The 14,153-nt window shown below is 57.7% G+C and carries 9 protein-coding genes; 2 read left to right on the top strand and 7 right to left on the bottom strand.

Translation table 11 applies throughout. The annotated features are described in order from the left end of the window. Window position 1 precedes the first annotated feature (1 nt). On the bottom strand, window positions 2-2,086 hold the full coding sequence (locus N5W20_RS07605) for a S9 family peptidase (RefSeq protein WP_319806548.1): 2,085 nt from the start codon (window positions 2,084-2,086) through the stop codon (window positions 2-4). Between the two features lie 237 nt (window positions 2,087-2,323). Between N5W20_RS07605 and N5W20_RS07600 the strand changes: the two genes are divergently transcribed. Next, window positions 2,324-2,902: a DUF2501 domain-containing protein gene (locus N5W20_RS07600; protein WP_319806547.1), complete on the top strand. Its 579-nt coding sequence runs from the start codon at window positions 2,324-2,326 to the stop codon at window positions 2,900-2,902. A 110-nt stretch (window positions 2,903-3,012) separates the two neighbouring features. Here the strand turns inward: N5W20_RS07600 and mdoH are convergent, their stop codons facing one another. The 6 genes from mdoH to N5W20_RS07570 form a co-directional block, all read right to left on the bottom strand. Further along, complete coding sequence (gene mdoH, locus N5W20_RS07595) at window positions 3,013-5,193, bottom strand: glucans biosynthesis glucosyltransferase MdoH (protein WP_319806546.1); 2,181 nt, start codon at window positions 5,191-5,193, stop codon at window positions 3,013-3,015. Continuing rightward, window positions 5,169-6,701: a glucan biosynthesis protein gene (locus N5W20_RS07590; protein ID WP_319806545.1), complete on the bottom strand. Its 1,533-nt coding sequence runs from the start codon at window positions 6,699-6,701 to the stop codon at window positions 5,169-5,171. The genes mdoH and N5W20_RS07590 overlap by 25 nt, the downstream gene beginning before the upstream one ends. A gap of 136 nt (window positions 6,702-6,837) precedes the next feature. Further along, entirely contained in the window at window positions 6,838-8,304 is a 1,467-nt protein-coding gene (locus tag N5W20_RS07585) for a mannitol dehydrogenase family protein (RefSeq protein WP_319807867.1), read from the bottom strand. 236 nt (window positions 8,305-8,540) lie between these two features. Then, window positions 8,541-9,596 (bottom strand): FUSC family protein, encoded by a 1,056-nt coding sequence (locus tag N5W20_RS07580; protein WP_319806544.1) that lies wholly within the window; start codon window positions 9,594-9,596, stop codon window positions 8,541-8,543. Continuing rightward, window positions 9,593-11,143: a Do family serine endopeptidase gene (locus N5W20_RS07575; RefSeq protein WP_319806543.1), complete on the bottom strand. Its 1,551-nt coding sequence runs from the start codon at window positions 11,141-11,143 to the stop codon at window positions 9,593-9,595. Before N5W20_RS07575 ends, N5W20_RS07580 begins: the two co-directional genes overlap by 4 nt. A 14-nt stretch (window positions 11,144-11,157) precedes the next feature. Further along, window positions 11,158-12,339 carry an OpgC family protein gene (locus tag N5W20_RS07570; RefSeq protein WP_319806542.1) on the bottom strand — a complete coding sequence of 394 codons (1,182 nt, stop codon included), beginning with the start codon at window positions 12,337-12,339 and terminating at the stop codon, window positions 11,158-11,160. 142 nt (window positions 12,340-12,481) lie between these two features. Here N5W20_RS07570 and N5W20_RS07565 point away from each other — a divergent pair, with 142 nt between their 5' ends. Next, window positions 12,482-13,642, top strand: a complete 1,161-nt coding sequence (locus tag N5W20_RS07565; protein WP_408869395.1) for an Mrp/NBP35 family ATP-binding protein — start codon at window positions 12,482-12,484, stop codon at window positions 13,640-13,642. The last annotated feature ends 511 nt before the right edge of the window (window positions 13,643-14,153 follow it).

Raw genomic sequence — 14,153 nt, 5'->3', positions numbered from 1 at the left:
TTCAGGAAGGCTTTCTGTCCGATAGTGCCCATATGGCGAAGCTGTAGATCACCGCGATATCCTTTAACCGACGGTAACGCCCTGAAGCGCCGCCATGTCCGGCCTCCATATTGATTTTGCACAGAAAGGGGCCGCCTTTGGCAATGGCGCGCAATTTCGCGATCCATTTCGCGGGCTCCCAATATGTCACGCGCGGGTCGGTCAATCCGCCTGTGGCGAGGATGGGCGGATAAAGGCGTGGCGCGATATTATCGTAAGGTGAGTATCCGGCGATGCGGTCATAAGCCGTCTCATCATCAAGAGGGTTACCCCATTCGGGCCATTCCGGGGGTGTGAGCGGCAAATGCACGTCCGACATGGTGTTGAGCATATCGACAAACGGGACCTGCGCCGCAATGCCGCCAAACAGGTCGGGCGCCATATTGGCGACAGCACCCATCAACAGCCCGCCTGCTGAAGCACCCTGCGCCACAATGCGTCCCTGCTGGACGAAATTCTCGTCAATGAGGTGTCGGGCACAGGTGATGAAATCGGTGAAGCTGTTGGTCTTCTTTTCGCCGCGCCCATCCAGAAACCATGACCAGCCTTTCTCCGACCCGCCGCGCACATGTGCGACAGCGTAGAACCAGCCGCGATCGGCAAGGCTCAAGGCTGAAATGGAGAATTCCGCATCCATCGGTATGCCGTAAGAGCCATATCCATAGAGCAGCAACGGGGCCGTGCCATCCCGCTTTGTCTCCTTTCGGGATAAAATTGTGATCGGGATGCGCGCGCCATCCTCCGCCGTTGCGAAGAGTCTCTCGACACGATAATCCGCCGCCTGATGACCGGAGGGTACGTCGCGACGTTTGCGGAAGTTCTTACGGCCGGACGCCACCTCATAATCAAACCATTCCGGCGGGGTTGTCGGGGAGGCATAGACGTAGCGCAGAAGGCTTTTATCATATTCCAGAAAGCCGAGCGGCGTCAGGTCGAAAGCGGCTTCTTCCGGCTTGATGGCGGTGCTTTGGGCGCGTATATCCCCCGCGACGCCACGCGGAATAAAACGAATATCGACATTGCCATCAACGCGCTCCGCCCAGGCGAGGTGGCTGTTGCACGCGCTGACACTCATCACGAAATGCCCGGCCTTCATCGGCAGAAACGGTTGCCAGTCTTCCCATGCGGCCGCATTGTCTGAAGCCTGCATGATTTTGAAATCGATGGCATCCTCATTTGTCACGATCATGAAGCGATCATGCCAATGCGTCAGGTGATACCGGATTCCTGTCCGTGCCGGGCGGAAGATACGTGGCGTTTCAGTCGGGGTGCGTGCGTCGATCAGACGTGTTTCATTCGTGTCATGGTCACCCCGGCCCAGCATGATCCATTTGCGGGATAATGTTTCCTGCAAGGTGAGGAAATAGCCTGGATTGGTCTCCTCGAATATCAGCGTGTCCTCACCACCCGTGATGGGGCGACGAAACACTTTGCGCGGCCGACCATGCTGATCCCGCCAGATCCAGAAGATCCACGCACTATCGGGTGAGACGACGAAGCGCCCTGTTGAATCGGTGATTTCCTGCCCGATGGTTTCGCCGTTCGCCATGTCTTTAATGACGATGCGGTAAATTTCAGACCCTTGCGTGTCGACGGCGTAAATGAAATAGCGATGATCCGGCGAATGCGACGTTTCCGACAACGCGAAATAAGCATATCGACCCGCCTCACGATTAGCATCGAGAAGGATCTCCTTCTGACCGCTTTCAATGTGACGGCGGAAAAAAATCGGATGTTCACTGCCTTCCCGAAATCGCGATGCATACTCCCATGCGCCGTCAGGCCAGGGGACGCTTTCCTCCGCGCCGGGTGTACGGCCCATCATTTCCTTGAAAAGCCGTTCCCGCTCCGGCGCCATATCGGCGAGGACAGCATCGGCATAGGCGTTCTCGGCCCTCAGATGCTGCGCAATGTCCTCACGCAGGATTTCCGGCCGTTGCAGGACTTCCTGCCAGTTTTCATCCTTCATCCAGGCGTAGGAATCTGTGCGGGACCGGCCGAGTTGTGTCGTCTCGACGGGGACGCTTCGAGGTGCCGGTGGCTGCATGGGTCTTTCTCCGACGGAGTCATGAAAAATATGTCGGTCAGACTAACATTTTTTTCCCCTTTCGGTGAATGTCGTCTCACCACCATTGATGGCCCGTTTCCCGCTGCACGATATTTTGTTCGACAATAAACCCGTCCATCAGGAAGGTGTTAGAGTCTCGTAATGCGCTGCCTCGATTTCAGGGATGCGCATCATGGTGCGCCTCACTGTTGAGTCGGGCAGACAAGGAGTTGTAAAATGTTATTTCGTCATTTCAGATTTTCGTGTGCCGCCCTATCCTGCGCGGCGATCGGCGCGCTTGTCGTGGCGCATGGCGCCAATGCCCAAACGGTCGTGCAAGCGAACCCGTCAGTTGCGCCGGGTGTGCAGTCCAACGCTGTCCCTTCAGGCTCAGTGCCTGTCATGCGTCAGCAGGGCGCTGCCGTGGCGCCCGGTAAAATGCAGGTGGTGGGGGGCAAAAACCTCTCCAACACGGTGCTGACTGCCAAAAGTCCTGGTGTGCTCGGCAGTGATGGCTTGCCGGATATCACATCTGCCGGACCGGGCAACGTTGCCGGGCTGCTCGCTTATTGCGTTCAGAATAAAATCGGCTCTCGCGGCATGACGCGCGTTGTCGGACACGCGCTCGCGAAGCGCGGTGATGTGCAAAGTGATCAGTTTTATTCACTGGGTGGGCAGGGATTGTTACAGACCGCGTCTGCCGAGACTTTTGACGTCTCGACCCTCAGCAAATCGAGCCGCGTCAAACTCTGCACGGATCTGGCCATCCGCGGGAAAGAGTTCGGCACAGATCGCGCCAAGGCGATGGCCAAGTAAGCAACCGGTATGATATCGGGCCCGGTCTTATTCCGCCCGGGTCCGAATCCAAAAAAAGGCGGTAACCCCCGCCTTTTTTTATGGCCGCCATCGGACCAGGCAATTTGTGATCAAATATTGCGCGTGCCCAGGGCAACAATGCGCAGGACACCTTCCTTCGACGTCAGAACGGCCAGTTTTTCCAAACGCGACAAAGTATAAAGTGCGGTGTCGATATCCGGTGCCTCCTGAAGCTTCAGCATCCCGACCAGAAGATGCGGGTCAATCGGCTCACCGGCCTGACGAGGCGGCGGCAACATGTGCAAATGCGCATTTAAAAGCGCAATATCCTGCGCAAGTGCATGGAAAGCTTCTGCAAAATATGAATTGCGGCTCTTCTCCATCCGCGAGCGTCGATCTGCGTCATAAGTTTCGAGCAATTGCAGCACCTCGGGTGGTGCCGACTCTTCCGGGATCAATAAAAGGTGGAGCCGACGCAGAAAGAGCCCGATGGCCCGGCTGGATGTTGCCGCTGCCAATGGTATGGCCAGCGCCAGGCCGATCAGCACCGGCGTCATCCAGAGGAAAAGCGAGTAAGAGACGGACCATGCCGCGACCGCCAGCAGGAAGCCGAAGAGAGAGTAAATCCAGTAACTCCGTATCACCTCGCGCATACTGACGCGCCCATCCTCTCTGTTCTGGGCGTTCCAGCCGGAATCCCGGGCATTGAGGATCGAGACAACGGCAGAGGTGTGGATCAGCATGGCGATGGGCGCGATCAGGCCACTGATGATCGTCTCAAACATGACGGAGACGGGCATGAGCAAGGCACCGCCACAGCCTTTAAGGGTTGTGCGGTCCCGGTAAGTAGCCAGCAGCGCCATGAATTTCGGTGCGAGCAGGACGATCATGGTGCCGAAAAACACGTACATGGCCTGGATCGGGTCAACCTGCGGCCAATGCGGATAGAGCGTCTTCGTATCGCCGAAATATTCAGGCCGGTAAAAATGCGATTGCAGCGAAATCAAAATGCCGAAAAGCAGAAAGAGCAGCCATAAGGGCGCAGTGATGTAGGAGCCAATCCCGACCAGAAGATGCATTCGGCTGACCCAATGCAGGCCCTTCGCGCGCAGAATTCTGCCATGTTGCAGATTGCCCTGGCACCAGCGACGGTCACGGATGGCGACATCGGTCAGGGAAGGTGGGCTTTCCTCATAGGAGCCGAAAAGACCGGGCACCATATGAATGGCCCAGCCGCCACGCCGCATCAACGCAGCTTCAATAAAATCATGACTCAGAATGCCGCCACCAAAGGGTTTACGGCCCGGAAGGTGCGGTAAACCGGCCTGCTCGGCAAAGGCGCGTGTGCGGATGACGGCGTTATGGCCCCAATAATTTCCTTCCGCCCCATGCCACCAGGCAATGCCATGCGCGATGAGCGGGCCATAAACACGCCCTGCGAATTGCTGCATACGCGCAAAAAGCGTCCGCCCGCCAACGATGACCGGCAGGGTCTGGATGAGGGCGACATTTTCATGATGTTCCATCGCGGAAACGATGCGGGCGATGAGCCCCCCATCCATGACGGAATCCGCATCCAGCGTCAGCATCTGAGGGTAGGCCGCGCCGTGCCGTTTAACCCAATCCTCTAAATTTCCCGATTTCCGATCAATATTCTGCACGCGGCGGCGGTAAAAAATCCTGCCTTCGCCATGGACGTCCCTGACGAGGTCGAGATAGGCTTTCTCCTCCCGCACCCAGATATCTGGGTCTGTCGTGTCGGAGAGGATGAAGAAGTCGAAAGCATCAATATGGCCCGTCCGCACAAGGCTTTCATGGATGGCGCGCAAACCTGTCAAAACGCGTTCCGGGTCCTCATTGTAGGTGGGCATCAGGATCGCGGTGCGCGTCATCAATGTCGGGAGGGGGCCATCCCGCCTGATGCCCAATCCAAGCCCACCAGCGCGCCAAAGTGACACGAACCCCGCGCAACTCGACATGAAAGAAAAGGAAATCCACGCGCCGAGAATGACGAACAGCGCCAGCACAATAATGCCGAGTGCCGAAACACCGACGGAATTGAGCACGAGATTCATCTCATAAGCGCCGAACAGCGTCAGGATGATCGCCCCGCCAATGACGAAAGCGCGCCGCGCCCAGATATTGGCGGGCGAGGTGACGGGCGTGGCGCGTCGGCCGTGACGATCAGGCGCTGAGAAAAGATCCTGTCGCTTCATATCCAAAGGCGCAGGGGGCGGCATGAATTCCCGGACAGGTGACTTGGCGGTTACGGCGTCCAACGATAAATCCATTTTTCCGAAACGGGGCCCTGATCATTCGCGAGCTGGCATTGCAGCTCGGCAATTTTTGCATCTTTGGGGTAAAACTCAAACATGGTGCGCCACCCTTTAATGTTGGGATTTGGCTCGACCACAACATTTTTGACGCTTCCTGCGGATGTCTCCCAAATCAGGTGGAAACTGGCGTTATCCGGGAGGTTTTCAAAGGGCTTCCCGGTAAAGTCCACGACAATCTGCCGTGCATCAGGGTGGTCCGTCACTTCACCGATGCGTGTGGCGCCGATGCGCGCCATATCGGTCGGCCATGGCGTGTCCCAACCCCAATACATGCGATATGTGTAGCTATATTCATTTCCCGACTTCATCGGCTCGGCCGGGCGCCAGAAGGAAACGATATTATCATTGACCTCATTCGGTGTCGGGATCTCGACCAGGTCAACGGCACCCTCACCCCAATTTCCGACCGGCTCAATCCAGAGGGAGGGGCGTTTCTCATAGAACAGAGCGAGATCTTCAAAATCACGAAAAGCCCGGCGCCGCTGCATCAGCCCAAATCCCTGCGGGTTGACGTCATGGAAAGCTGAAAATTGCAGGTCGATCGGGTTGTTCAAGGGCCTGAAAAGCTGTTGACGCTCACCCGTCCACATTTGAAGCGCCTCACTATCATGCGCGCCCGGACGCCAATCATCGACATGATGCCGGTTATTACTGTCAAAATAGAACATACCGGTCAGCGCCGCGATCCCGCCTTTGCTGATATTCTCGCGCGGGAAAAAGCTCGTCTGAACGTCAAAGACGGTCGTATCGCCCGGTTTGATCGTGAAGTGGAAGGCACCGACGACGGAGGGGCTGTCCATCAATGCATGGATGACGACGCTTTTGACACCCGGCTGCGGCTTTTCAAGCCAGAATTCCCGGAAGAGGGCGAATTCCTCCCCCTTCGGGTCACCGGTGCCATTGGCGAAACCCCGTGCGGAGAGGCCGTAATTCTGCCCCTTGGCCACAGCCCGGAAATAGGATGCGCCGAGAAATACCGCGCATTCCTCCTTCATATCATCCTTATTAAGCGGGCACCTCAGGCGCAGGCCGGAAAATCCCAGATCATCCGTCACGCGCAATTGCTGATCCTGATATTTGAACATGTCAGGGTCATAGGCGATGGGGTGTGTCTCACCGTCAATCACCTCATTCATGAGGATCTTCGGGCGGTAGAGGAACCCACGCGGAAAAAATTCCACATCGAAATAGAGATCATCCTCCGCCCAGAGGGCGCGCTCTGATCTGAACTCAATGCCTCGAAACTGGTCAAAATTGAGATTATTGATCTGTGACGGCAGGGTCTGGGCCGGCGCGGCATAGGCGGAACGCGCAAGTTTACGCGCCTTTTCCCGCACGGTATTGGCATCGAAACGGGTTGTGGCAGCCGGATCTTTTGCGAAAGCTTTTTGCAGTCCGGTCAGGTTCAGTACGGATGCGCCTGCACCTAATTTCAGGATGTCGCGTCTAAACACGATTTTCATCTCCCTTGCTCGTATCGCTTTCGCGCTACTTATTCGCGTTGTGACACCGCCCCTGTCGGCGCGCACCGCCCGTGATCCATGGATGCGCGCATGGCGCAAGTCTGCCTGGCTGGCAGACTCTCATATTATGTCGGCTTTACAGCAAAGATAGTGCGGCACGGAAACCCTTTTTGCGCAGGACTTCACGATAAAACACGAGTTTATCGAAAAAGATCTGGTCGCCCACATCGCGCCACCCGTCAAATGCACTCAGTTCGGACGCAACGGCGAAATCACCACTGCGTATGCGCGCCCAGTCATCTTCCGTCAGGCTCGGCTCAAAAGGCTGGTAACTCTTACCGTTTTCACCCTTGCCTTTCAGCGCTTCCAACCAGCTTGCAGCGCCGAAAGCAAGGATGTCGACCGGCAGTTTCTTCCGCAGGCGTCGGCGCATTGTTTCCGTCCAGAATACCTGGATCTTCGACGCGCCATCCCCGCCGACACGCACATTCTGGTCACCCATCGCGCTGTTCGAGAAACGCTCCAGCGCCGTCTCCTTATAAGCCTCCGGATCGACATTGGCGGGCGCCTCAATGTCGGTCAGCACATACTCATTGAGGAAACGTGTCACCACATTGCGCAGCGCGTCATCAGCGAGGGCTTCATCAATCGTTTCATATCCGCTGAGGAGCCCCATAAAGGCCAGAAGAATATGCGACGCATTGAGAATGCGGAGTTTCAGATTCTCATGGGGGATGACGTCGTCAACCAATTGTGCGCCAACCTCCTCGAAACGGGGGCGACCCGCCGCGAATCGGTCCTCCACCACCCATTGGGTGAAGCTCTCCGCGATCAACGGCATGTCATCCTCAAGGCCACTCGCTTCACTCAGGCGCTGTTTGGTGGCGTTATCCATGCTGGGGGTGATGCGGTCCACCATCGCGTTGGGGAACGTCACATGCTCAGCAATCCAGCGGGCGAGACCGGCATCCCGCGCTTCTGCAAAACTGAGAATGGCCTTGCGCGTGACATCACCATTATGACGCAGATTGTCGCAGGAGAGCACGGTGACACCCGTTCCGCCCGCATCCCGGCGGCGGGCCAGCCCCTCAACAACATAGCCGAAAAAGCTTTTCGGGTGATGCGGGTCCGCGAGGTCCTGCCTGATTGCGGGCGCATCAAGCCGGAAGAGCCCGGTCATCTCATCGATATTATAGCCTCCCTCCGTGATGGTCATGGATATGATGCGTGTTGAAGGTGCCGCAAGGGCGGCCAGCACGTCATCCGGCTTTTCCGGCGCGTGCAGATAGGCGCACATGGCGCCAATGATGCGACAGGTTTCCGTGCCGTCCGGGGCGGCTTCCGTCAGGGTGTAAAGGCCGCTTTGCGCATTGAAACTTTGTGCTTTGCTGGCGCTGCTTGCGCCGGGGGTCAGGCCGACACCGATAATGCCCCAGTCACGGGCGCCGGTTTTACCCATAACCTCATCAACATACACGGCGAGATGCGCACGGAAAAAATTGCCGACACCAAAATGCACGATGCCCGGTGTGACGTCGGATGGGTCATAAGCAGGCCCTGCAACGTTTTGAGGGAGGTGGCGTAATGTCTCGCGACTGATCATCATGGCTCCTGACATCAAATGTTTTTTTCGTGCAACTTCAAATCGCAGGTCTGCGTGCGTCGCGTCATGCCATCCATGCGGTACGTCTGCCGAAATAATTTCATACCCCCCGACAAATGCCCCGCTAGAGCGGCAGCGCACAAAAATGCGCTATCCGCCTGAAAGGCATGTGGGAAGTGTAACCTGATTCTGAAGACGATCAACCTCGCGGCCTTTCCGGCCCTCAGCGTCCCGATTCAGTGTTGCATCAGATGGCGGAGATCGTCAGCCGTTTTATCGCCGGAACTCATAAGGACATCGGCCGCCTGACGCAGATCTTCCCGCAGGAAGGAGAAAACAAAATGCATTTCCGGCAGGGCATCCGGGCCGAGAAGCGGCAGATGGCTGAGGACCTCATTGCGTCGGGGTCGCTCGGGCATCTCGCCGCCTTTCCCCGCAGAGAGCATTTCGCACCGCCGCGCCAAAGCGCGATAAGCGTGGCTCAAGCCATGACGCAGCTCGCCGCGCATGTCATTCATCCCGCTGCGCCCCTTGCCGATATTGATGGCGCGCGCCACCAGCATGGTATCGCTCTGCATCCTACGCATCAAAGCAGGCAGGACGCTCAATATGGGGTGACGGCGCTCCAGCATGCCCAGATTTTCACGGTTGGCCTCCTCCAGACACTCATTCAGCACGAGTTGCAGCTTGGCGGCCTGGTCATTCATCGCTTCAAGCCCTGCCCAGTCCTGACGATGGGTCAAAGCGGCCTGAAGGAGCGCATCAAGCGCGCGGAACATGCGGGAGGCTGTGGTGAAGGCACGTCGACGGGCGCTGGCATGCAGCACGAGGAAGGAGACAATGATCGACACCACGACGCCCAGAAAGATGGAGGCCAGTCGCTGTGTCAGCGGCCAGTAAGGGTTGCCGTGAGAGGGCATGAGATAGATGATCATCAGCGTCACACCCGCAAAACGCAGGCTGGGCCTTACTGAGGCAATGAAAGCGATCGGGGTGAGGGAGGCGGCGAAGACCAGCCAGTAATGTCCGTAAAACAGCCGAAGCGTGACCGCAGCCGTCCCGAATAAAGCACCGATAATGGTGCCGACGATCTGGTCCCGCGCTGTCGTAATCGTCTGACTGATGGTGGCCTGCGTGACGATGAGGGAGGTGATGAGCGCCCAGACGGATTCCTCCAGCTCGGTAAAATACCCGACAACCCAGCAGGCGATGACGGATACCAGCATGCGCACCATCTGCCGCCATGGTGCCTCCCCATCAACCCGCGCGCCGAGAATTGCGCTGAGATTCACGGCAGAGCCTGATGTAATGCAAGTGGCACCCAACTAATGCCGTCTTTTGATTGTATCAGGATGAGGATGATGTTTTTCTTCTGGTCCCGCAGGCGGTCAACCTCATGCGCGAAAGCAGCGGGGGAGTCGATCTCGACTTTCTGAACCTGAAGGATGAAATCGCCAACCGCAATGCCGCGTTTCGCTGCCGTGCCGTGCGGCGCGACGGATATCACCATGACGCCGCGCTGCGAATCGGGAATGTCGTGGGACTTCCGCAGATCTTCATCCAACGCCATGACGCCCAGCCCCAGATCGGCCATCGTGATGTTTTTCGGTTTAGCGTCCCGCGTGCCGGCGGGCGGCATATCCGGTTTTTCGGGCGATTTGCCGATCGTCACGATCGCCTCGTGAGACTGACCATCCCGCTTATAGCCTAACTTCACATGGCCGCCGGGCTGACGCGCCGCGATGAGGCGGGCAAGTGTCCCGATATTGACGGGCTGACCATCAATCTCTGTCACCACGTCACCGGTTTTTAAACCTGCTGCGGCCGCCGGGCCGCCTTTTTTGATCTCCGCGATCAAACCGCCTTCCTGCGATTTGAGGTTAAGCGATTTCGCGATGTCAGGCGTGACATCTTGAAGCTGGGCGCCGAGCCACCCGCGCGTTACATGACCATCCTTGATGAGTTGCTGCAGGACGGGAACAGCATCATTGGCCGGGATGGCGAAACCGAGGCCGATTGACCCGCCGCCCGTGCTGAAGATCGCGGTGTTAATCCCGATGACCTCCCCCGCCATATTAAAAAGGGGACCGCCGGAATTCCCCCGATTAATGGCGGCATCCGTCTGGAGATAATCATTATAAAGGCCATGGTGAATATCGCGACTGCGCGAGGATAAGATGCCGCTTGTGACGGTTCCGGATAATCCGAAAGGATTGCCGATCGCCACCACTTTGTCGCCCGTGCGGGCAGTATCGCTGTCGCCAAACGTGACGGCAGGCAATTTCCCGTCCGGCTTGACGCGCAGAACGGCGAGATCCGTCTTTTGGTCACGACCGATGATGTGTGCGGGAAGGATCGTGCCATCCTGAAGTGTGACGGAAATCTTGTCCGCATTATGGATGACATGCTCATTCGTCACGATAATGCCGTCAGACGACATGATAAAGCCTGAACCCTGGGCCTGCATCTCCCGCGGGGGGGCGTCCGGCGCGGTTTTCTGCTTCATATAATCGTGGAAATACTCATCCAGCGGTGAGCCAGGAGCGAATTTCGGGATTTGCGGGCCTTGATCCGGGCCGCTATCCGGCCCGCCCTCATCCGGTGATGCTTCCGATGTGTCCCCCGGATGGATGGATGCGGAGGCAGAGACATTCACGACCTGGGGCAGGAGGCGGTCTGCGAGGGTGGCGAGACTGCCTTTCTCGCGGTCACCTGGCTGTTCAGACGCTGGTTTCTCAGGCGCCTCGGCGGAGGCCGGTCGGGCCGTCATCAGAGTCAGGCAGGACAGAAGCGAGATCGTGATGCCGTATTGCGCTTTCATGCGGGGAGGGTAACGCAAAATCTCATTCCCTGTCAGCCATCTTGACGCGCTGACGCGTCATCGCGGCCGGAAATCTCGGCACGGCTTTTCCCCTCCATCAAGGCGGCCTCATATTTATGGTGATCAAGCCAGACAGCCAATCCATATACGCAGAGGAACCCGACGAGGTTCGACGCAAGCTGGAGCGGCCAATGCGTGCCGAATGTCGCCATGCCGAGGCGGATGATCAGATCAAGCACTGTGCCGAGGCAGAAAACCTCCAAAGAGTGTCGTCCCATCACGGCGAGGATCTGGCCCGGGGAGGAGGATGCAAATCGTGTGCACCAGCCCGAACTCTGCACCAGGATAAAAATCGCGAGAACATCGAGGATGCGCAGGGGCCCGAGGCTCGATTTATCGGCAAGGGCCTGGAGGTGAAACATCCGGAGATCCGGCAAATGGTAGAGTTTATAGGGGAAGCACTCAATGACCCCGATGATCAGCACCGCGATGCAAAGGCCGCGGAAGCGCCCCGAAACGTTCAGATGACCGCCCCGACGGTGTACGATGAAGGCGAGCAGCACACCGATGGTGAAAATGAACTGCCAGGCGAACGGGTCAAAATACCATCCATCGGAATCAATGACGTTAGGAAGGTTGATCGCGGGATCCAGATTGACAAGCGCCCAGAGGGTGAAGCTTCCTGCCAGCAAGAAATAGGGAGACCGCCGCAACAGCCAGAACATCAGCGGGAAACTGAGCAGGAACAATATATAGATGGGCAGAATATTGACCATGTCAGGCAGGGCCTGGAGGGTCACGACGGCCAGAAGCCAGTCAAATCCGTGGCTGAGTTCCGGCTCCAGAAAATCGATCGGCACGTCCCACTCAAGGCGCCAGAGACGGGTCAGGGCGATATAGAAAAACAGCAGGATGAGCTGGAAGAGATAAAGCCGTACGCAGCGCGTCACGATACGATGAATGGCGACTCGCCACCCCCCGGCGGGAGGTGGGCGCATGATCAGCCGCCCGTACGCGAGGTAGGAGGCGTAACCCGCCAGCAGGACAAAAATATCCGCCGCATCGGCAAAGCCGAAATTGCGCATGGTCAGGCGGTTCAGCCAGTCGGAATAAACGTGGTCTGTCAACATCATCAACAGGGCAAGACCACGAAGCGCATCGACGCGATGGTCGCGGCGTTTGCGTTTATCAATCCGATTGGCGTCGGAACTCATTTGCACCCCTGTCTCATCGTGGTTTAAAGAGAAGGCGGGCGTCCATGGTTTAAACCGCGCGGCGCGCAACCTGGCGAAATCTTGATTTTCTGACCGAGGGCGGTATAGCGGGCAACCATGCTGTTGAAAAGTGATGCAAGCCATGACGTCAGATAAATCCTCTTTCACTCAGGAAATTCTTCCGCAGGTGAGATCGGTCATCGATGAGATGTGCCAGGCGCTCGGGGTTGGTGAACTCCTGCAATTATCGGCCATTGCGTCGGCACGCCTTGATGATGGCCATGTTTTTGTCACCTGGCAGACAGCGCGTGAGGCCGCGCCGCGCATCGGCGCCATTGTGCAACGACTTGAAGCCGCGCTTGAGAAAGCTCTGGGCGTGAAGAAGGCCACGATCATCCTGACGTCGCACCGCCCGGAAGGTGCTGTGCAGGGCGGGCGGGCGCCGCGTCAGGGTGGTGGACACCGGCCTTTCGCCCTGGCGGATGGTTCTGCGAAAAATCAGGATGATGAGGAAGGCGCGGCCGTCATTGAGCGTCTCGGCGCGGTCATCGCGGTGGCTTCCGGCAAGGGTGGGGTCGGGAAATCAACGACCGCCATCAATATCGCCGTCGGTCTCGCGCAGAAAGGTCTGCGGGTGGGGATGCTCGATGCCGATATTTACGGCCCTTCCCTGCCCCGCATGTTGGGCCATCGGGGCAGGCCGGAAATTCGTGACGGCAAAATCATCCCGATTGATGCCTGGGGGGTCAAGGCGATCTCGATCGGCTTTATGGTGGATGAGGAACAGGCCGTGATCTGGCGGGGGCCGATGGTCATGGGCGCGATCAATCAGTTCATCAATGATGTTGCGTGGCCCGACCTGGACGTCACAGTGATTGACATGCCGCCAGGGACGGGGGATGCGCAATTATCAATCGCGCAGAAACTGCCATTGGCAGGGGCTGTCATCATTTCGACGCCGCAGGACATCGCTTTGCTTGATGCGCGCAGAGGCGTCACAATGTTCCAGCAACTTCGCGTGCCGATTCTCGGCCTCGTGGAGAACATGTCTTATTTCTGTTGCCCGCATTGTCACCATCGCACCGAGCTTTTCAGTCACGGTGGCGCGCGTGCGGCAGCGGCGGAAAGTCACCTTCCTTTCCTTGGGGAAGTACCGCTCCTGGCGGAGATTCGTCAGAGTGGTGACGCGGGTGAGCCGATTATTATGGCCGCACCGGACGGGGAAGCGGCTTTGCGCTATAAAGAAGTGGCGGAGGCTGTTCTGCAACAGATCAACGCGCATGCAGGCCGTGACGGTGCCTGACGCGCCGTTCAATTTCTGACAAGGCGCGGTCATACCGGCGCGCATGAAACCCCGCCTCACCAATGCGGTGCCTCGCCTTGATCACGCTGCGTGGAAACAGGGGTGCGCTTGCGCCTGCCGCCGGTGGAAAGCACACGCCCATCAGGTAAAAATACCGCCATCGACGCTAATGCTGGCCCTTCACGCATGTGATAATTCGTTGAGGGTGTCGGAATTCAGTAAAAAATCTGCGGATCAGGGTAAAGCGGACACCATTATATCGCGTACATTCGCATCGATACAAGCTGATGCAGCCTGTCGGAGGTGACGATGGTTTAACGCCGCAACATCTTACCGGGATGTCTGGATTTGAGTCCCGAAGGGGTGACTTTATGTCGCGTTTCCAGGCCCGCGCCGCGCTGAGCTTTCGTGACGCCGCGCCATCCTGACGCAGCCAGGATCCTGCTGCGACGTCGCGTTGAAGCGCATCAAACTGAAAGGTTTAGCCGCATCCTGAAGCGGCGGATCGGGT

It is taken from the genome of Candidatus Kirkpatrickella diaphorinae (assembly GCF_025736875.1).
Classification (GTDB): domain Bacteria; phylum Pseudomonadota; class Alphaproteobacteria; order Acetobacterales; family Acetobacteraceae; genus Sorlinia; species Sorlinia diaphorinae.
Note: the sequence above shows the minus strand (reverse complement) of the source record. Positions and strands in the feature narration are given on the sequence as shown.